General features: G+C 67.1%; 18 protein-coding genes and 1 tRNA gene. 2 read left to right on the top strand and 17 right to left on the bottom strand.

What is annotated here, in order from left to right:
• Positions 1 to 58: 58 nt before the first annotated feature.
• From KZ810_RS09030 to KZ810_RS08955, 16 genes are all read right to left on the bottom strand, one after another.
• On the bottom strand, positions 59 to 1,387 hold the full coding sequence (locus tag KZ810_RS09030) for a bifunctional folylpolyglutamate synthase/dihydrofolate synthase (RefSeq protein WP_219768762.1): 1,329 nt from the start codon (positions 1,385 to 1,387) through the stop codon (positions 59 to 61).
• 78 nt (positions 1,388 to 1,465) lie between these two features.
• The gene (gene accD, locus KZ810_RS09025; RefSeq protein WP_219768761.1) at positions 1,466 to 2,332 is read right to left on the bottom strand and encodes an acetyl-CoA carboxylase, carboxyltransferase subunit beta; all 867 of its coding nucleotides are present in this window, start codon (positions 2,330 to 2,332) and stop codon (positions 1,466 to 1,468) included.
• Positions 2,329 to 3,132, bottom strand: coding sequence for a tryptophan synthase subunit alpha (trpA, locus tag KZ810_RS09020; protein ID WP_219768760.1), 804 nt, complete (start codon positions 3,130 to 3,132; stop codon positions 2,329 to 2,331). Before trpA ends, accD begins: the two co-directional genes overlap by 4 nt.
• Entirely contained in the window at positions 3,132 to 4,382 is a 1,251-nt protein-coding gene (gene trpB, locus KZ810_RS09015; RefSeq protein WP_219768759.1) for a tryptophan synthase subunit beta, read from the bottom strand. The genes trpA and trpB overlap by 1 nt, the downstream gene beginning before the upstream one ends.
• Positions 4,379 to 5,017 carry a phosphoribosylanthranilate isomerase gene (locus KZ810_RS09010; RefSeq protein ID WP_219768758.1) on the bottom strand — a complete coding sequence of 213 codons (639 nt, stop codon included), beginning with the start codon at positions 5,015 to 5,017 and terminating at the stop codon, positions 4,379 to 4,381. The genes trpB and KZ810_RS09010 overlap by 4 nt, the downstream gene beginning before the upstream one ends.
• 50 nt (positions 5,018 to 5,067) lie before the next feature.
• Entirely contained in the window at positions 5,068 to 5,295 is a 228-nt protein-coding gene (locus KZ810_RS09005) for a hypothetical protein (RefSeq protein ID WP_219768757.1), read from the bottom strand.
• 13 nt (positions 5,296 to 5,308) lie between these two features.
• Positions 5,309 to 5,983: an orotidine-5'-phosphate decarboxylase gene (gene pyrF / locus KZ810_RS09000; protein WP_219768756.1), complete on the bottom strand. Its 675-nt coding sequence runs from the start codon at positions 5,981 to 5,983 to the stop codon at positions 5,309 to 5,311.
• On the bottom strand, positions 5,983 to 6,318 hold the full coding sequence (locus tag KZ810_RS08995) for a lipopolysaccharide assembly protein LapA domain-containing protein (RefSeq protein WP_219768755.1): 336 nt from the start codon (positions 6,316 to 6,318) through the stop codon (positions 5,983 to 5,985). Before KZ810_RS08995 ends, pyrF begins: the two co-directional genes overlap by 1 nt.
• A 41-nt stretch (positions 6,319 to 6,359) precedes the next feature.
• Complete coding sequence (locus tag KZ810_RS08990) at positions 6,360 to 8,684, bottom strand: patatin-like protein (RefSeq protein ID WP_308461521.1); 2,325 nt, start codon at positions 8,682 to 8,684, stop codon at positions 6,360 to 6,362.
• A 32-nt stretch (positions 8,685 to 8,716) separates the two neighbouring features.
• Positions 8,717 to 9,415, bottom strand: a complete 699-nt coding sequence (locus tag KZ810_RS08985) for an endonuclease/exonuclease/phosphatase family protein (protein WP_219768753.1) — start codon at positions 9,413 to 9,415, stop codon at positions 8,717 to 8,719.
• 52 nt (positions 9,416 to 9,467) lie between these two features.
• Positions 9,468 to 12,116: a bifunctional lysylphosphatidylglycerol flippase/synthetase MprF gene (gene mprF / locus KZ810_RS08980; protein ID WP_219768752.1), complete on the bottom strand. Its 2,649-nt coding sequence runs from the start codon at positions 12,114 to 12,116 to the stop codon at positions 9,468 to 9,470.
• Complete coding sequence (locus KZ810_RS08975; protein ID WP_219768751.1) at positions 12,109 to 12,546, bottom strand: DUF2147 domain-containing protein; 438 nt, start codon at positions 12,544 to 12,546, stop codon at positions 12,109 to 12,111. Before KZ810_RS08975 ends, mprF begins: the two co-directional genes overlap by 8 nt.
• Positions 12,547 to 12,660: 114 nt before the next feature.
• Positions 12,661 to 12,736: transfer RNA gene (locus KZ810_RS08970), tRNA-Thr, on the bottom strand.
• A 61-nt stretch (positions 12,737 to 12,797) separates the two neighbouring features.
• On the bottom strand, positions 12,798 to 13,673 hold the full coding sequence (locus tag KZ810_RS08965; RefSeq protein ID WP_219768750.1) for a hypothetical protein: 876 nt from the start codon (positions 13,671 to 13,673) through the stop codon (positions 12,798 to 12,800).
• Between the two features lie 14 nt (positions 13,674 to 13,687).
• Entirely contained in the window at positions 13,688 to 15,091 is a 1,404-nt protein-coding gene (locus KZ810_RS08960; RefSeq protein WP_219768749.1) for a serine hydrolase, read from the bottom strand.
• Complete coding sequence (locus tag KZ810_RS08955; protein WP_219768748.1) at positions 15,057 to 16,382, bottom strand: replication-associated recombination protein A; 1,326 nt, start codon at positions 16,380 to 16,382, stop codon at positions 15,057 to 15,059. The genes KZ810_RS08960 and KZ810_RS08955 overlap by 35 nt, the downstream gene beginning before the upstream one ends.
• Positions 16,383 to 16,557: 175 nt before the next feature.
• Between KZ810_RS08955 and KZ810_RS08950 the strand changes: the two genes are divergently transcribed.
• Together KZ810_RS08950 and KZ810_RS08945 are read left to right on the top strand one after the other, a co-directional pair.
• Entirely contained in the window at positions 16,558 to 17,118 is a 561-nt protein-coding gene (locus KZ810_RS08950) for a PadR family transcriptional regulator (RefSeq protein ID WP_373369153.1), read from the top strand.
• The gene (locus KZ810_RS08945) at positions 17,118 to 17,420 is read left to right on the top strand and encodes a DUF2218 domain-containing protein (RefSeq protein WP_219768747.1); all 303 of its coding nucleotides are present in this window, start codon (positions 17,118 to 17,120) and stop codon (positions 17,418 to 17,420) included. Before KZ810_RS08950 ends, KZ810_RS08945 begins: the two co-directional genes overlap by 1 nt.
• Here the strand turns inward: KZ810_RS08945 and KZ810_RS08940 are convergent.
• Entirely contained in the window at positions 17,417 to 18,568 is a 1,152-nt protein-coding gene (locus KZ810_RS08940; RefSeq protein WP_219768746.1) for a glycosyltransferase family 4 protein, read from the bottom strand. The genes KZ810_RS08945 and KZ810_RS08940 overlap by 4 nt on opposite strands.
• Positions 18,569 to 18,577 lie beyond the last annotated feature (9 nt).

The following is an 18,577-nucleotide window of genomic DNA, read 5'->3' as shown; positions in this document are numbered from 1 at the left end:
ATTTTAAACGATCCTTCTGGCTGCGAGCTGACCTGCCAGACGTAGTCAACATCTCGATTTAGGCCGGCAGCTCGTTGTTGCGAGCAAGGACCTCACCCGCCAGATATAGTGAGCCGGCTATCAGGATCATTGGGCTTGATCCGCCCTCAGGCTGCGGGGCTGCCATAGTGAGCGCTTCAGCCACATTGTCAGCAGTTGTACTGACCGGAATACCCAACTCCTGCGCCACCTGAGCGAGGCTATCGGGCGCGTGGCTCGCATGATCGGGCACCGGCACGCCGATGACGCGATCGATGTGCGATGCCATGGGTCGAAGGAAGCCGGCCGGATCTTTGTTGGCGAGCATACCCAGGATCATCGTGATCCCGGTCGCCGTGGCTCGACGAGGCAGGGATCGGGCGAGAGCCTCCCCCGCGGAGGGATTGTGACCACCGTCGAGCCAAATAGCGGTACCCGGCGGCACCAAATCGGTGAGTGGTCCTGGGGACAGACGTTGCAAGCGCGCCGGCCAGCGTGCGGTCGCGGCAGCATCCGCAATCGCTTCGTCTGAAACGATGAGCGCGCGTTGATGCCGAAGCATCGCGGTGGCGAGCGCGAAGTTCGCCGGCTGATGTGCGCCACGCAGTGAGGGGAGCGGCAGCGTCGACTCACCGATCTCGTCGCGATAGCGGAGCGCGTCTTCCTCCGCCTCCCAGTTCCACCCAAACCCTTGCGCGAGTAGCGGCGCGCCCGCGTCCTCTGCTGCTCGCCTGATGACCGCGGTGATCTCGGGGGGGTATGCCATGGTCACGAGCGGCACGCCCGACTTCGCGATGCCTGCCTTTTCAGCCGCGATCTTGGGCAACGTGTCACCCAGGAACGCTTCGTGATCCATCCCCAGTGCCGCGATGCCGCATACTGCCGCCGTCGGTATCACGTTGGTCGCATCGAGCCGTCCGCCCAGTCCGACCTCGATCACGCACGCGTCCGCGGGCGTCGTTGCGAACGCGAGAAAGGCCGCGGCAGTCGTCACTTCGAAAAAGCTAGCACCAATGTCGTCGGCGACGTCCAGCACCTGCCGCAGCAGGTTCGCCAACGTCGCGTCGTCGATCAGCGTCCCGGAGAGCCGGATACGCTCGTTGAAGCGAACGAGGTGTGGGCTGGTGTAGGAATGGACGCGGTAGCCGGCGGCCTCGATGGCGGCGCGGAGAAAGGCGCAGGTCGAGCCCTTGCCGTTGGTTCCGGCAACGTGGAAGACCGGCGGCAAGCGGCGGTGCGGGTTGCCGAGCCGCGTAAGTAATCGCGTGATGCGCTCGAGCCCCAGCACGTCCGCGCCGGGTGAGAGTGCCCATAAACGCTCAAGCTGCGCCTGCACGGCGGGATCGGTCGAGCGGGCATGGTCGGGCATGACGCGAAATCCGAATGACGGCGTCGGAAGGTATGTAGGCGCCGCACGGAACTTATCTCACGCGACGCCCGAGGCGCATCACGCCGCCGCGCTACGTTCCGCGCATAGATAGCCGATGACGCTGGCAAGCCGGTCGCGCAAATCCTTCCGATGCACGACCATGTCGATCATGCCGTGCTCGAGATAATATTCGCTGGTCTGGAAATCGTCGGGCAGCTTCTCGCGGATCGTGTTTTCGATCACGCGCCGGCCGGTGAAGGCGAGCGTCGCCTTGGGCTCGGCGATGTGGATGTCGCCGAGCATTGCATAGGCCGCCATGACGCCGCCCGACGTCGGATCGGTCAGCACGACGATGTATGGCAGCCCGGCATCGTGGAGCATCTGGATCGCAACCGTGCTGCGCGGCATCTGCATCAAGCTGAGGATGCCCTCCTGCATCCGCGCGCCACCCGAGGCGGTGAAGACGACGTAGGGCGCCCGGTCCGCGATCGCGGCCTCTACACCTTGGATGAATGCCTCGCCGACGGCTTGACCCATCGAGCCACCCATGAAGGCGAAGTCCTGCACGCCGATCACGACCTTGCGACCGTGGATCAGTCCACGCGCATTGACGAAGGCGTCCTGTTCGCCGGTATCGGCGCGCGCCGCCTTCAGTCGGTCGACGTACCGCTTCGAATCACGAAACTTGAGCGGATCCTCGGGTGCCTTGGGCGGGGCGATCGGCTGCGCGGTGCCATCGTCGAACAGATAGGCAAAGCGCTCGGACGGCCCGATGCGATCGTGATGGTCACACGTCGGACAGACATGAAGGTTCTCCTCCAGCTCCTTGGTGAAGACCATCGTCCCGCAGCCTTTGCACTTGTGCCACAGGTTTTCGGGAGTCTGCTGCTTGCCCGCGGGAACGATCGAGGACAAGGCATTGCGAACGTTGCTTAACCAGCTCATTGTGCTGTTTCCTTGCGGGCCGAGGCAAGCGCGTCGGACAAGCCGCGAACATAGGTGGTGACATGCGTCGGCGCATCCGCGCCGTGAGCAGCGACAATCTCGACGATAGCGGAACCTACGACCACGCCATCCGCAACCGCACCGATCGCGCCTGCCTGATCGGGGGTGCGCACACCGAAGCCGACCGCGATCGGTACGTCGGTTGCCTGTTTGAGGCGCGAGACCGCTTCCTCGATCGAGGCCTGCTGCGCCTGCTGCAAGCCGGTGATCCCCGCGACCGACACGTAGTAGAGAAACCCCGACGCGCCATTCACCACCTCTGGCAAACGCGCCAGGTCGGTGGTCGGCGTGGCTAGACGAATGAGGTCAAGTCCCGCGTCACGCAGTGCGGGGCCCAGTGCATCGTCCTCCTCGGGCGGCACGTCGACGCAGATGACACCGTCGACACCCGCCGCGTGTGCGGCCGTGGCGAACCACTCAGCCCCGCGCCGCAGCATCGGGTTCGCATAACCCATCAGCACCAGCGGCACGTCGGAGTGACGTTCACGGAAGTCTTTGGCGATCGAAAGAATGTCTGCGGTGGTGGTGCCGCCGTCGAGGCTCCGAATGTTCGCAGCTTGAATAGCCGGACCGTCGGCCATCGGGTCGGTAAACGGCATCCCTAATTCGATGACGTCGGCGCCGCCCGCGACCAGCGCATCAAGAATAGCGGGCGTGGTCGTCACGTCGGGGTCACCCGCGGTTACGAAGGTTACAAGCGCCGGACGGTCGGCGCGGAAGGCGCTGGACAGGCGCGTCATCAGATCGCCACCCCGAGCGCTTCGGCAACGGTGAAGATATCCTTGTCGCCGCGCCCGCACAGATTGGCCAGAACTACCTGATCCCGCCGCATCTCCTTCGACCTTGCGGCAACGGCTGCGATCGCGTGCGATGGTTCGAGCGCGGGGATGATACCCTCGACGCGACACAGCAGCTGGAATGCATCCAATGCTTCGTGATCGGTGACGCTGGTATAGGCGACGCGTCCAATGTCCTTTAGCCAGGCGTGCTCGGGGCCGATGCCGGGATAATCGAGACCAGCGGAAATCGAATGCGCCTCCGCGATCTGGCCGTCGTCGTCCTGCAACAGGTAGGTCTTGTTGCCATGAAGGACGCCGGGAAAGCCGCCGGCGAGGCTGGCGGCATGCTTGGCATCGAGCCCTTCGCCCGCCGCTTCGACCCCGAGCATCTGCACGTTGGCATCATCGAGGAAGGGGTGGAACAGTCCGATCGCATTCGATCCCCCCCCGATTGCAGCTACCAGAAGGTCTGGCAGCCGGCCCGTCCGCGCCAGCATCTGCGTACGTGCCTCGCGTCCGATCACGCTCTGGAAATCGCGGACGAGCTCCGGATAGGGGTGCGGGCCGGCTGCAGTGCCGATGATGTAGAAAGTGTCGTGAACGTTCGCGACCCAGTCGCGCAGCGACTCGTTCATCGCATCCTTGAGCGTGCGCGCACCGCTCTCCACCGCACGAACCTCGGCACCGAGCAATTTCATCCGGAAGACGTTGGGCGCCTGCCGTTCAACGTCCTTGGCGCCCATATATATGACGCAGGGGAGGCCGAAGCGTGCGCAAACCGTCGCGGTCGCGACACCATGCTGTCCCGCACCGGTTTCCGCGATGATCCGCGTCTTTCCCATGCGAAGCGCCAGCAGGATTTGCCCGACGCAATTGTTGATCTTGTGCGCGCCGGTGTGATTCAATTCGTCGCGCTTGAACCAGATTTCCGGACCCATCCCCTCGGGCGCGCTGTCGCGCAACGCCTCCGTCAGGCGCTCCGCGTAGTAGAGCGGGCTGGGTCGGCCGACATAATGTTCAAGCAAGTCGTCGAACTGCGCCTGAAACGCCGGATCCTGCTTTGCGGCGCGATACGCGGTTTCAAGCTCCAGAATCAGCGGCATGAGCGTCTCGGCGACATAGCGGCCGCCATATTCGCCAAAATGGCCGCGTGAATCGGGTTGCTGGCGGAAGCTGTTGGGCACCGCCTGTTGATCGAGAATGGGGGTCATAGCTGCCGCACCGATTGAAGGAAGGCGGCGATCTTGTCCACGCTCTTGACGCCAGGCACGTCCTCGACGCCAGACGACGTGTCGACTAACTTGGTCTGCGTGCGGTCAACCGCCTCTGCGACGTTCGCCGCGTCGAGGCCTCCCGACAATCCCCAGGGTAGCGGCGACGAGTAACCGGAGAGCAGCGACCAGTCGAAGCGGACGCCCATCCCGCCGGGCAGTGTCGCGCCCGCAGGCGTCTTCGCATCGAACAGCAATCCATCGGCCGCGCCGACGACGCGGCCAGCGGCATCGAGATCGGCTCTCGTCTTGACGGCGACCGCGGCCCAAGTCTCTACGCCCGTCATTCGGCGGAGGTGCGCGATGCGTTCGGGCGATGTCTGGTGAAGCTGAATTACCGACAGGCGGGCATCGCGGACGGCGCGGGTGATCGTTTCGTCATCCGGGTCAACGAAGACGCCGACGCGCGAAACATGGTCAGGCACTCGAATGGCAAGCGCAGCGGCCTGCTCGAACGACAGATTGCGTGGTGATGGCGGAAAGAATACGAAGCCGACGTGGCTCGCCCCGCGACCGATCGCTGCATCAAGTGTCGCGGCGGTGGTCAGACCGCAGATCTTGGCGGAGATTGGCATGGTGGGCGTCTAGCAGCCTCATCGCGACAAGGCCAATTTGTGCGCGCTGCTCAGGGCATGGCCAGGCTGGCTAGTTCGTCGACCGTCAGGCCGTAGGTGGCACAAATGTGGTTGCGTAACGCGCGCTTGGCGATCGCCATCTCGGCATAGGCGCGCTCCTCGTCGGCTTCGGCCGCGCGATTGACGGTGAAGCGGTCGGGTACCATCGCGTCCCAGGTGAGGCCATGCTGTCGTGCTGCGTCTCGTACGTCGTCAACCAGGGCCCGCCCGTCTTCCATTTGCTTGATCCGCTCAGAGCGTCGCGGCGATCGCGCGCGCGGCTTCGTTCGGGTCGCTCGCCTGGGTAATGGGACGGCCAATAACGAGGATCGAGGCACCGTCGTCGAGCGCGTGACGCGGGGTGACGACGCGTTTCTGATCCCCGAGCGCGCCATCGGCCGGCCGCACTCCGGGGACGACGAAGAAGCCCTTCGGCCACGCGCGATGCGCTGCCTTCACTTCCGCGCCGGAGCAGACGATCCCGTCGAGACCCGCCTCCTGCGCAAGATCGGCGAGCCGCAGGACATGGTCGTGTGCGCTGCCCGCCACCCCAATTGAGCCCAGGTCAGCGTCGTCGAGGCTGGTGAGCATGGTAACGGCGACGACGCGCGTCGATGGATGCGCCGCGGCTTTCGCATCCTCAAGCATCGCACGACCGCCGCTCGCGTGGACCGTGAGAACCGCGGGCTTGAGCGCGGCAAGCGATTGCACTGCTTTCGCGACCGTGTTGGGAATGTCGTGCAGCTTCAAGTCGAGAAACACCGGCAGCCCGATCTCCTCCATCGCGCGAATACCCGCGGGCCCGTGCGCGCAGAAGAATTCTAAACCGAGCTTTATCCCGCCGACGTGGTGTCGCACCCGTTCGGCGATTGACCGGGCACGGTCGAGATCAGGCGTGTCGAGCGCGACGAAGATGCGGCTGGACATCAGATCGCCTCTGGCGCGGTAGGTGCGGATGGAGGAGCAGCCTGGGCGGGGCCGGATGTGGACACGGGCAGCGCCGCTTCGCTGATGGCGCGTGTGCTTGCCAGCGCACGCTCGGCTGCGGACAGGCGCTGACGCAACCGCCAGCGTACGACATGCTGGTAGATCAGCGTCGGAATGAAACCGAGCAAGAAGGCCAGCAGCAGCAAAAGCGGCAGATTGATCTCCATGACCAACCCGCCGAAAAGCTGGACCGAAACCGTTGTCCAATTACCGAAGGTGAACACCGCAGCGATGAATGCGAGCAGGCACCAGAACAGAATTTTGAGAAACTGCATCGCGCGCGACGCTATCGTCGCCGTTATCTTTTTACCAGCCTTCAGCCAATCTCCCGTCGCAGCGACGCGAACAGCGCCGGTATCATCGTCAATCTGGGCTGCTCTTCGATCATGATGGCTCTGAATGCCGCGCGTTTTATGGCGGCGACGCGGCCAGGACGGAGTCGGGCGGTTGGGGGGAGCGTCGAGACGGCGATGTCGATCATCCGTTCGGCGCCGTGCAGGCGGCCCCACAAATAATCGTTCTCGCGGTAGGCGCGGCTGAAGAAGGCGCCGAAACTGCTGAATTGTATGCCTTTCAACGTCGCTTCGGCGCCGCCGCCGCGAATCGTCCGCGCGTCGTCGGGCGAGATGCGGTCGACGCGGATCGGGTCATATTCATCGGTGCCTTCGCCCTGAAGGAGCGGTAGCGTCGCGACGTCGATGTACGGGAAGCCGAGGTAGTTGAGCAGCATCGTGCGGCGCTGCTCGCGCGGCAGCTTTGCGAGTGCCACCGCGATTCGCTCGTCGGTGAGCGCATCGGCCTGCGTGAGATCGAGCGAGGCACCGAGCGCGTCGAGCAGAGACTCCGCATCGCGGCGAGTCGCGCGGACGAGCGGGCGGAGCCCACGGTACCGCTCGGGCCGGCGCCGGTCGAGATAGATGCCGAGCGAATCGTACACCGCCTCGCGCAGGGGTTCGAGCGTGGCGGCGCCCGCCTCCACCTCCGCCTCGCTGATCCGGCGCGCGAGGAGGCGCAGGCGGCGGACGCGAAAATCGAGGTCGAACGTGCGCAAGAAGGTGATCGCCGCGTCGTTGCCCGCACCCGCGAACGCGGCATCGGCGATTACGCCGCGGCGAGCCAGTGCCTCGTCAATGCGCGCGCGGGTGTTGCTTGACCGCTGAGAGCCCGGCGCGCCGCCGACCGCGTGAAGCAGCGTTGCGACGAATTCGGTCACATTCGCGACCTTCAGATGGCCGTAGCCCGCGTAGGAAAAACCCGCGCGCTCCGCCGCAGACACTTGCGCCCGGCGGCGCCACGCGACGAGTCGCGCCGCTGTCGGGCGGTCGAGGAAGAAGGTGCGGCCGAACAGCTGCTCGATTTCGCGCTCTACCTCGGGTCGAATCGCGTCGACGATCGCGCGCATCCGCTTTATCCGGCGTGAACGCTCCGCCAGCGCCTCGAGGTTGTCGCGGATCGGCTGCTGACGCGGCAGCTCGCTGACCGCGCCTAGAATGGTCTGAAAGAAGCCGGGGACGCCGTCGACGGAGCCCGATAGCCGAAACTTCATGCCCGGCGATGGATCGATGTAAACGAAGCGCCGATCGATCTCGCGCCGCGCGGGACGGTCGCGCAAGGCGTCGATCGCGGGGCGGAAAGGTGCATTGGCGAGAACCGATCCGTCGATCAACGCGGTCTTGCCGATCGTGTTGGCGGCGAACTGGCGCGGCAGCACGCGACGCAAGAACACCCGGCGTCCGGGCCAGCTGGCGCCGCGCGTCGCGAGCGCGTTGTCGACCTCAGCAACCGTCAGGGGCGGAAAGGCACCGGGAAAGCTGGAGGTGGCACGCGCGGCGAAGGCGAGTTCGGCAGGGTCGGCCAGCGTGTCGCACGCTTGCCCCTTGTCGCCGAAGGGAAACACGAGACGATGCTCGGTCTCGATCACCTCCGGGGGGGAATGGAGCCGCAGTCGCTCGGGGTGGCCGGTGAAGTCGGTCACGGTGACGAAGAGGTCGAGTGGTTGTCCGGGCGGCAGCAGGCGCGGCCCGCGCGGCGCGGCTGCCATCGCGGCGAACGCATCGAGCAGCATGTTGGTGAAGCCCGCGCCCGAGAAGGGCGGCTCGAACCAGCGCGAGCGGATAAAGTGCGACAGCTTCGTTCGGACCTCCTCACGCGTGTGTTCGTCCGACCCGTCGAGCTGATCGGCGCCTCGCCCCGCGGCCATCCACGCGATCGGAAGCGCCCACACCTTGGAGAAGCGCGAGGCCGGCGCGGCATCGGATTCGATCAGCCGTTCGACGTCTGCACCGTCGAGCCAGAGGTCGGTCAGCGGGTCGAGCGACTGACCCGCCGATATCGCCTGGGCGAGAAAGATGCCGTTGATCCCGCCCGCACTCGCGCCCGCGACGATGTCGGGGAGGACGCGCAGACTGACGCCGGCGGCGTCGCGCATCTCCGCGAGCAGATCGGCGTAGACGCGTGCCGATCCGGTCAACTCCGTCGTCGCGTCCTGATGCGCGCGGCTCGCACGCGCCAGATGCCACACCTCCTTGGTGATGCCGTGCATGTAAACCGCGAGGCTAATCCCGCCGTAGCAGACGAGCGCTAGCCGAAGCTCCTTGTCGCGCGCGATCGGGGCATCCGCGTCGGTGCCTACGCCGGCCACGTCATCCGTCGCTGGGGTTATACGGTCCGTGTTCATGCCGCGATCAGCTCGGCCCAGATCGGCAGGTGATCCGAGGCGCGGCGTGCGGTGGCGCTCGCGTGGACGCCGGCATTGACGATGCTTAGCGCGGGCGAGGCCATGATCCGGTCGAGCCGGGCGACGGGACGGCGGGCGTGGAAGCTAGGGCCGGTGTCCGCGAAGGCGAAGGTCTTGGCGAAATCGCGCAGGCAGCCCGACATCCGGCTCCACTCGTTCAGATCACCCATCATTACGGTCGGGTGCTGGTGCGCACTCGCGGCGACGTGGTTCATGATCGCGTGCGCCTGTCGACGGCGCCACAGCCCTGACAGGTCGAGATGCATGCCGATCACCCGCAGCGTGGCGTCGTCGAGCGTCACCTCGGCCATCACCGCGCCGCGCGGTTCGAGCGCGGGCAGATGGAGGGTCTCGCACCGTTCGATCACGGCACTGCGACGCACGAGCAGCGCGTTGCCGTGCCAGCCGAGGCTGAGCGCGCGGACCCCGAAGCCAACCGCTTTCCAGCCGCCATGCTCCTCGAGCAGGTGCGGCGTAATCACCGCCGCGCGGGTGCCGAAGCGGCGATCGGCCTCTTGCAGCGCGACAATGTCCGCGTCGATCTCAGTCAGGACATCGAGGATGCGTTGGGGATCGCGGCGGCGATCGGTACCGATCCCCTTGCGGATGTTGTAGCTCGCGACCTTGATCGTCATCACAGGTCCGTAACGAGCCTTGGGGGTGAGGGTTGCACGCGGCCCGCGTCGGTCACATCGCCAGTGCAACCGGGCCGAGCGGCGTGTCATTCGCCCCCAGCGTGGGCGTTTGTTGACCAGACGACGGCAGTCCGGCGGATGCGGTTGGCGGCACGGGTGCGGGGTGGCCGATCAGGCGCGAGAGATCGCGCAACGCTTGCACGAGGCCGAGCCCACGCGGCCCCGCGATGTAGCGCGGCTCCCACGCGGGGGCGAACTTCTCCTTATATGTTCGCAGACCGCGGAAGCCGTAGAGACGCTCGCCATGCTGAAAGATCAGCGCGGCGGCGCGTGCCCAGGCGGGGGCCAGTCGTCGACCGGCGATGCCCGACAGCGGTGCGATCCCTAGCGAGAACCGCTCGAAGCTCTGGGCGGCGGCCCATTGCATGACGTGGACGAACAGGAAATCCATCGTCCCCGACGGCGCGTCGTCGCTCTGCCGCATCAGATCGACCGACGCCTCCGCGTGCGTCTCGGTCAGCCACAAATTGGCGAAGGCAACGATGCGATCGTCGAGGAGCGCCACCGCGACGTCGAAATGCGAGAGATAAGCTGGATCGAAGCGACCGAGGCTGAACCCCTTCTCGGCATGGCCCTTGGCGATCGCCCATTCGTCCGACACGCGGGCGAGCTCGGCCATGATCGACGGCACGCGGGCGGCGGGAACGATTCGAAAGGTGAGGCCGCGGCGCGCGGCGGCGCGCTCGGCCTTGCGGACCGAGCGCATCCGCGGCGTCTCGAAGGTTAAGGATGGGAGTTCGACGATCGCCTCCTCGCCATATTTGATGACGTGGAGGCCCATGCCGATCGCGAGATCGAGCACGGGTGCGGTGATCTGGTACAGGAGCAAGCGTCCCTGCGCCGCGTCGGCCATGTCGCGGATGCGCCACAACAGGTCGGGCCATGCGGCAGGATCGCCGACCGGGTCGCCCATGACGATCCAGCTTGCGCCGCGGCGGCGGTACATCAGCATCGCACTGCCGTCGTCGGACAGCAGGAAATTCTTGTCGCCCGTCAGCGCGAGGAGCGCGTCGGTCCTGTTGGCGCGCGCGAGGATCGCGCCGACCTGCGCCGGGTCGCACGCGATGTCGGGTTTCGCGGGCGCGGGGCCGAGCCAGCGCCAGATCGCGACGCCCGACAGCAGGACCGCTACGCCTAGAGTCGCACGCAGGAAGCGGGGAGCATCGGCGCGTAGCGCGAAGCGCCACCACAGATCGTCTTGATACGGCACCTGGCGATAGGCGAAGAAACCCGCCCAGGTGACCGCGGCGACGACCATCGCGACGGCGCCGAGCCATGCGCGCGACAGCGGCATCTGCGTCAGCGCGGTACGGCGATAGAAAGCCGCTCGGGTCCAGTGCAGCAGCCCCGCGAGGATCAGGCACGCGCTGGCTTCCTCGTAATCGATGCCTTTAAACAGCGAGAAGAGGGCGCCCGCGACGAGGAGCGCGCGCGTGGCGACGAACGCGCCGTCGAGGCGCCGGTACAATCCCGGCGCGAGCAGCAGCAGCCCCGTGCCGACGAGGCTCGCAGCGATGTGGCTCGCCTCGATGAAGGGGAGGGGGGCAACGTGCGACAGGATTCCCATGCGCCCCTTCAACGCGGGCAGCGATCCCGACAGCAGCAGCATTGCGCCGCCGATGAACGTCGCGGCCGACAGGACGAGCGGCGCGATCCCCGTCGCGGCGACCCGCCCCTCGCGCAGCAGCCGTGACGAGAACGCGCGCGGCTGCGACAGTTCGCGCACGGCGAGCATCGCGACCGAGACGGCGAGCGGGAGCAGGTAATAGATCAACCGGTAAGCGACGAGCGCGGCAAAGGCGGCGACGCGGTCACCCGGCAAGACCGCCAGGACGACCGCTTCGAACACGCCGATGCCGCCAGGCACGTGCGTCACGACCGCGGCGACGATCCCGAGTGCGTAGGCGAGCACGAAGCTCGGCAGCAGGTGGAGCGACGCGCCGGGCATCAGCACGAACAAAGCGGCAGCGGCGGCGGTGACATCAAGCAATGCGACGCCGATCTGCGCTACCGCTTGCGCGGCGCTGGGAAGCGGCAGCGTGAACCGCCAGACCCGCAAGGGCCCACGCGCGTGGGCGCACAAGACGACCAGCAGCACCGCCGTCATCAGGATCACCGCCCCCGCGGCGTGCGATACGCCCGGCGAGAGGGTAAACGCGCCAAGCGTGATCGCGTCGGACCGCGCGAGCAGCGCGATGCCCGCGACCGTGACGATTCCGCTCCAGAACGTCGCGCTGGCGACGCCGATTACGCGCGCGATATCGGGTCCGTCGAGACCCGCGGCGGTGTAGATGCGGTAGCGCGCCGACCCGCCGGTCACGAGCGACAAGCCGAGGTTGTGACTGAGCGTATAGCTGGTGAACGAGGCGAGCGCGGCGGTGCGCCACGGCAGCGGCCGGCCGATCACGCGCAGCGCGAGCAGGTCGTACAAGGTGAGCGCCAGGTAGCTGAGTGCGGTGAAGGTCATCGCCGCGACGATCTGCGGCAGGGTCATCGCGTGGAGCGCGGCTCGGACCTGCTTGTAGCTGAGATGCGCGGTTAGTTGCTCCATCGCCGCGAAGCCGAGCCCGACGAGCAGGAGCACGACCGCGACCGACAGCACCACGCGGTAGCGTGTCGCGATCAGGGCAAGCTTATCCACGTGGTACGTCCGCGATCCGCTGCCACAGCTGCGATTTGCAGAGCAAACCGTGGAGAATGCACCCGCGGACGCGCATGGTGCCGTCGTCGACCTGCTCAATCAGCGAGTAGAAATGCCGCCCCATGTCGGGGACGAACACGGTGCCCGCCCAGCTGCGCGCCCCGGTCGGGCGGTAATTCTCGAGCAGCGACGTGCCGATCAGATTGGGAACGTTGCCGTCGCGTGCGTCCTGTTGCGCCTCGCGGCTTGCCCAGACGACGCGCCCGCACAAACGGTTCGCGCAGGGTACGGTGCGCACGGCGACGCTGTGGTACGGGTTGATCCAGGTGCCGTAGATCGACGCATTCGGCGCCGGTTGCGCCGCGATCGCCGATGCGCCCATCGCCACGCCCGTCACCGCAACCACTGCCGTGATTATCCGCCGGACCATCATCGTTACCTCACCCTCCCAGCTCTTGCCGCGGAGATAGGGGGACGTGCGTTGCCGCAGCGTCGACGCCGGCTGAACAATCGGTAATGCGGGAGGCGGCGGGGGCGGGAAACGTGGTGCCGGTTGCAGGAATCGAACCCGCGACCTTCGGTTTACAAAACCGCTGCTCTACCAGCTGAGCTAAACCGGCGTGCCCGTGTGCGCCGCCATGCGTCAGGCGGGCGCGCTCGTCCAGCCCCTTTGCGCGCCGGTCAGGGTGCGCCGAACGTCCAGCCCTCGATCCGCGCGACTTCCGTGGTGAGGGTTTCGGGGTGCCAGAGCGCTTGACGCCTAGCAGCAATCCGCAGCCAGGCAGCGCTCAGAAGCGCGTCGCTGGCGTGGTCGTCGATCGCGCCGCTGCCCGCGACCGGCGCGCTGTCGAACGTGGCGAGCGCCTGATTGAGGGACGCGATCTCGCGCAGCTTGCTGCGTCCCGCGCGCGCGCCTGCCTCGCGCGCGGCGAGGCTGGTGTAGATCTCGACCAGCAGGCTGCCGTGACCCGGATCGGCGTCGACCGGCCAGACGGGGAGCCGCCCGCCCAACTGGTGGAGCATGCGCATCCCGGTCAGGCTCGACTTGCCGACCTGCGCCGCGCCGACGAGGTTCAGGTTGCTGACCGGATGGAGGCCAAGCGCCGCCTGCGCGTATTCGGCGATGCGCCAGCGTCCCCGGCCCGGCGGGAAGAGATCGCCCGTCCGCCCGCCGTGCCGCCGCAAGTGCCGCGCGGCATCGGGATGGTCGACGAAGCTCGACGCCGACAAATGTGGATCATCGGCGCAGACATGGTCGACCAGCGCCCACAATGCGCGCGCGTCGGGGGGCGTGTCGCGCCATTCGGGGAAATAGGCGCCGCAATCGAAGAACGGCAGCGCGATGCCGAGGTCGAGCCCGACGAGCGTTTCCGGCGGCAATCCGTCGAGCAGCCAGCCGAGGACATCGGCGCGTGACCAGACGTGATCAGGGCGGACGAGTGTGGGAGCGGCGTGCCCCGCGGCACAGAGCGCGACGCGGATGCCCTTCTGCCGCTCGCCGACGGCACCCGACCAGTCGATCCCGGCGAAATGACGGAAGCGGGTTCCAGCATTCACGGGCGCGCGGTCTCTCAGCGTTGCGCAGCCAGCACGTCGGCGGTGAAGCGTGCGATGTCGAAGCTGCTGCCCGCGGGGTCCTCGCCGCGGCGTACCACGACCAGTCGGGCCGATGGCACGACCATCACATATTGCCCGCGATTCCCTTGCGCGGCGTAGCTGCCGGCGGGGAGGCCCTGTTTCGGCCCGAACAGCCACATCGTCGCGCCATAGCCCTCGGCACGGTCGGGCTGCGGGCCGCTCGGCGTCGTCATGTAGCGCATCCAGCCGACAGGCAGGATGCGCGCGCCCTGCCACACGCCGTCTTGAAGCCAGAGCTGACCCAGGCGGGCCAGATCGCGCGCGGTCGACCAGACGTCGGAGGAGAGGATGTAATTGCCCTGCCAGTCGCGCTGCGCGACGGTGTGGGTCATGCCAAGCGTCGCGAACAGACGCGGCGGCAGCCGGTCCATCGCGGCGTCGCCGAGGCCGGCACGCAGGCTGCGCACGGCGAGCAGGATGTCGTTGTTCGCGTAACGGAACCGCGTTCCTGGCTTCGCCTCGAGCGGCCACGACGGAGCTTGCTCGGTCACGCTCGTGCCGCCGAAATAGATCGCGTCGGTGCGGTTGCCGGCGGTGTCGCTGTGGAGGCCCGAGGCCATGCGCAGCAGATTGTCGAGCGTGATTGCGCGGCGCGGATCGGCGGAGGTCCATTCGGGAATGTTCGCGGGCCGCATGGGGTCGGTGCCCGTCATGCCGACGAGGGTGCCGGAGATACTCTTCGCGACCGACCAGGTGCGATTGGCGACGAAGGGGCCGAACCCGTCACGGTACCGCTCCGCGACGACCTGCCCATCGCGCACGACGACGACGCCGACGGTCCGGCCGCTGCGGTCGTCATCGGTAAAGGCACGTGCGACGGCAGCGGCGAGCGCTGGTGAGGGGGCGGGCGCGATCCCGGCGTCGCCAAGCGGCCAGGCGCGCGGATCGGCCCCGGTCGGGGCGGGGGGTGGCGCATAGGTCGTCACGATCGCCGGGGATGCGGACCCAATGGGGGCGAGTGTGCAGCCCGCCCCCTTGCGCCAAGTCGCGCGCCGCGGCGGCAGGTCGGCGGCGAAGCGTACGCTGACGCTCGCGCTTCGCCGGTCGATGATCGCGGGCAGCGTCGGCACCAGCGCATCATATTCGGGGTAGATGCCGCGCAGTTCCAACCCCTCGATCGCCGCCGCGCTACGCCCGGCGTTGAAGACGCCGGTGCAGAGCGTCGCGGCCTTGTAGCCCGCCGCGACCGCGCGGGCGTAAGGCTGGTTGGCTGCCGGTGTGGGGGCCGCGATCAGGGCAGCACTCTGCGCGAGCGCGGTCCCGTTCGCGAACGATGCGGCGAGGAGAGCGGGCAGAAGCGTTCTAGTCGCGAGGCTGATTGGCATGGCGTCGTTCATCCCACCACGCCAGCCGCTCGGCAATCCGCTTCTCGAATCCGCGCTCGGTCGGCGAGTAAAATTGCTGCGGGCCAAGCTCGTCCGGCCAGTAGTTCGCGCCGGAGAAGGCGTCGGCGGCGTCGTGATCGTAGGCGTAGCCTTTGCCGTAACCGATGTCGCGCATCAGCTTGGTAGGCGCGTTCAGGATGTTGGCGGGCGGCATCAGCGAGCCCGTCTCGCGCGCGCTGCGCCACGCCGCTTTCTGCGCGGCGTAGACTGCGTTCGATTTGGGCGCGGTGGCGAGATAGACACATGCCTGCGCGATCGCGAGTTCGCCTTCGGGACTACCGAGAAAGTCGTAGGCTTCCTTGGCGAGGAGGCATTGCTGCAATGCCTGTGGATCGGCAAGACCGACATCCTCGACCGCGGCGCGGGTCAGTCGGCGCAGTAGATAGAGCGGCTCTTCGCCCGCGGTGAGCATCCGCGCGAGATAATAGAGCGCGGCGTTCGGGTCGGAGCCGCGGATCGATTTGTGGAGCGCGCTGATTAGGTTGTAATGCCCCTCCCGGTCCTTGTCGTAGACCGCGACGCGGCGCTGGAGAAAGCTTGACAGGCCGGCAGGGTCGAGCGGGGCATCGAGCGCGACCGAGAACAGCGTCTCGACCTGGTTGAGCAGGAAGCGCCCATCACCGTCGGCGCTCGCGATCAGTGCGTCGCGCGCGGGCGGATCGAGCGGAAGCGCGCGGCCGACCTCGGCCTCCGCGCGCGCGATCAATTGTTCGAGTGCCGCGGAGCCGAGGCGGTGGAGGATCAGCACCTGCGCGCGACTGAGCAGTGCGGCATTCAATTCGAACGAAGGGTTCTCGGTCGTTGCGCCGACCAGCGTCACCGTGCCGTCCTCAACATAGGGCAGGAAACCGTCCTGCTGCGCGCGGTTGAAACGGTGGATCTCGTCCACGAACAGTAGCGTGCGCTTGCCGAGACGCGCGTGATCGCGGGCCTCGGCGAAGACCTTTTTCAGGTCGGCGACCCCTGAGAAGACCGCCGAGATCGGTGTGAAGCGCAGGCCGACCGCGGCGGCGAGCAGTCGCGCGATCGTCGTCTTGCCCGTGCCCGGTGGCCCCCACAGGATCATCGACGACAGGCGACCCGCCGCGACCATGCGACCGATCGCCCCGTCCGGGCCGGTCAGATGCTCCTGTCCGACGACCTCGCTCAGCGTGCGCGGGCGCAGGCGATCGGCGAGCGGCGCGTCGGGCGGCGGAGAGGGCGCATTGGTGTCGGGTTCGAGTCCGGCGAAGAGATCGGCCATGCATCCTTCTAGCCGCCGATCGCAGATGCGTCATGCCCGCCGGCAACGGCTAAGAGATATATCTTGAAAGCTCTTGTAATTATGAGTTGAAGATATATCTTGAGGCCTGAAGGAGATTAACGTGAGACATCATTCACATCATCACGCGCACTGGGAAGCGCATCTCGCCGACCGTATGGTGGGATTTGGGATGCAGGGGCCGCACGGCGGACGCGGCGGCCCGTTCGGCGGCGACTGGTTCGGCGGGGGCGAGCATCGGCGTGGCGGGCGACGCCAGCGGGTGTTCGACGGCAGCGAGTTGCGGCTGGTATTGCTGCACCTGATCGCGGAACGCGCGCGCCACGGCTATGACCTGATTCGTGAGATTGAGGCGCTGACGGCGGGTGCGTATGCGCCGAGCCCCGGCGTGGTCTATCCGACGCTGACGCTGCTCGACGACATGAACCTGATCGCCGAGCAACAGTCCGACGGCGCGAAGAAACGCTTCGCCGTCACCGACGACGGGCGAACCCATCTCGCCGAGCGCGCCGAAGAGGTCGCGGCATTGATGGCGCGACTTCGCGGGCTGGGTGAGCACCGCGAGCGCGTCGACGCCGCGCCTATCCTTCGCGCGATGGGCAATCTGAAGGTAGCGCTCGGTCACAGCCTCGGCGCGGGCGACGCGTCGCAGGAGCGGTTGCACGAGATCGCGGCGATGATCGACGAGCTGGCGCAGAAAGTGGAAAGGCTTGATTGATGACGGACACTCTATCGGTCGCGCGTGTGCCGACCCATTCGGCGAGCCGCTATCTCCAGCAGCTCGCCAAACACTGGAGCCACAAGATGGTGGTCACCTTTTCCGAGGAGGAGGGCGTCATCACCTTTCGCAATGAAAGCCGGCTCGAGATGCGCGCGGGCGACGAGACGCTCGACCTGCTGCTGCGCGTGCCCGCGCACGAGGACGCGGCGCGCATGCGCGAAGTAGTTTCGAGCCATCTCGACCGCTTCGCGTTTCGCGAAGCGCCGCTGACCTTCGATTGGCAGGAGCGGGAAGGTTAGGACGAGGCGCGCGCGCGCATGACGTCGAGGTACGCATCGAGTACCTGGCCGTTGGCGGCTTCCCACTGGAAGCCCGCGGCGCGCGCGTGGCTCGCCGCGCCCGCGCGTCGGCGCAAGGCAGGGTCGTTGATCAATTGCGCGATCGCGTCGGCGTAACCTTCGACCTGCTGCGGCGTGACGAGGAAGCCCGTGACGCCGTCCTCGACCAGATCGACCGCGCCGGTTGCGCGCGCGGCGACAACGGGGACGCCAGCGGCCATCGCCTCCGACGTCACCTGACCCCAGGTTTCGGTGACGCTGGGGTTGAAGAGCACATCCATAGACGCAACCGCGCGGCCGAGGTCGTCGCCGCTCTGGAAGCCAGCGAACGCGGCCTCGGGCGCGCGGCCCGCGAACCAGTCGCGCGCGGGGCCCTCGCCGACGACGATGACGCGGTGGCGGACGCCGCGTTCGCGCAACGCCGCGATCACGTCGGCGAAGACGCCTAGCCCTTTTTCGAGTACGAGCCGCCCGAGAAAGCCGATCGCGACCTCATCGTCGGCGATGCCGAGCGATCGGCGCCATTCGAGGCTGCGCCGGTCGGGCGAGAAGCGCTGGTGATTGACCCCGCGTGGCCAGAGCGACACCGGCGTTTCGACGCCGAGCGAGCGGATGATCTCGCCCATCGACGGGGTCGGCACGAGGACGCGATCGGCGCGATTGTAGAACCGCTTCAGGATCCAGCGGATCGCGGGCTGGATGAAGCCGAGGCGATAATAATCGAAATAGGTCTCGAACCGGGTGTGAACCGACGCGACGACGGGCACGTCATGCGCGCGTGCCCAAGTGACCGCGGCGTGGCCGAGGAATTCGGGCGCCGACACGTGGACGATGTTGGGCGCGAACGCCTCGAGATCGCGCCGGGGTGCCGCGGGCAGCGAGCGCGCGAGCTTGTACTCGCCGCGACCCGGAAAGGGGATCGCGGGCACGTCGACCAGGTCGCCGCGCGGCGCGAACGCGGGCTCAGGTGAGGTCGGCGAATAGACGCGCACCTTGACCCCTTGCGCCAGCAGATAGCCCACCAGCAGGTTCTGCGCCTGGTTCGCGCCGTCGCGGACGTAATTGTAGTTGCCGCTGAACAATGCGACGCGCAGGTCGGATGGCCTCATTCGGTACGC

Source organism: Sphingomonas citricola, assembly GCF_019429535.1.
GTDB classification, from domain to species: Bacteria; Pseudomonadota; Alphaproteobacteria; order Sphingomonadales; family Sphingomonadaceae; genus Sphingomonas; species Sphingomonas citricola.
The sequence above is the reverse complement of the archived record's forward strand: the minus strand, read 5'-3'. Positions and strand labels throughout refer to the sequence as shown.

What these genes read in the sequence shown, in the direction of transcription:
- KZ810_RS09030 (WP_219768762.1), bottom strand. Translation starts at nt 1,387, where the DNA reads ATGCCCGACCATGCCCGCTCGACCGATCCCGCCGTGCAGGCGCAGCTT.
- accD (WP_219768761.1), bottom strand. Translation starts at nt 2,332, where the DNA reads ATGAGCTGGTTAAGCAACGTTCGCAATGCCTTGTCCTCGATCGTTCCC.
- trpA (WP_219768760.1), bottom strand. Translation starts at nt 3,132, where the DNA reads ATGACGCGCCTGTCCAGCGCCTTCCGCGCCGACCGTCCGGCGCTTGTA.
- trpB (WP_219768759.1), bottom strand. Translation starts at nt 4,382, where the DNA reads ATGACCCCCATTCTCGATCAACAGGCGGTGCCCAACAGCTTCCGCCAG.
- KZ810_RS09010 (WP_219768758.1), bottom strand. Translation starts at nt 5,017, where the DNA reads ATGCCAATCTCCGCCAAGATCTGCGGTCTGACCACCGCCGCGACACTT.
- KZ810_RS09005 (WP_219768757.1), bottom strand. Translation starts at nt 5,295, where the DNA reads ATGGAAGACGGGCGGGCCCTGGTTGACGACGTACGAGACGCAGCACGA.
- pyrF (WP_219768756.1), bottom strand. Translation starts at nt 5,983, where the DNA reads ATGTCCAGCCGCATCTTCGTCGCGCTCGACACGCCTGATCTCGACCGT.
- KZ810_RS08995 (WP_219768755.1), bottom strand. Translation starts at nt 6,318, where the DNA reads ATGCAGTTTCTCAAAATTCTGTTCTGGTGCCTGCTCGCATTCATCGCT.
- KZ810_RS08985 (WP_219768753.1), bottom strand. Translation starts at nt 9,415, where the DNA reads ATGACGATCAAGGTCGCGAGCTACAACATCCGCAAGGGGATCGGTACC.
- KZ810_RS08975 (WP_219768751.1), bottom strand. Translation starts at nt 12,546, where the DNA reads ATGGTCCGGCGGATAATCACGGCAGTGGTTGCGGTGACGGGCGTGGCG.
- KZ810_RS08960 (WP_219768749.1), bottom strand. Translation starts at nt 15,091, where the DNA reads ATGAACGACGCCATGCCAATCAGCCTCGCGACTAGAACGCTTCTGCCC.
- KZ810_RS08955 (WP_219768748.1), bottom strand. Translation starts at nt 16,382, where the DNA reads ATGGCCGATCTCTTCGCCGGACTCGAACCCGACACCAATGCGCCCTCT.
- KZ810_RS08950 (WP_373369153.1), top strand. Translation starts at nt 16,558, where the DNA reads ATGGTGGGATTTGGGATGCAGGGGCCGCACGGCGGACGCGGCGGCCCG.
- KZ810_RS08945 (WP_219768747.1), top strand. Translation starts at nt 17,118, where the DNA reads ATGACGGACACTCTATCGGTCGCGCGTGTGCCGACCCATTCGGCGAGC.
- KZ810_RS08940 (WP_219768746.1), bottom strand. Translation starts at nt 18,568, where the DNA reads ATGAGGCCATCCGACCTGCGCGTCGCATTGTTCAGCGGCAACTACAAT.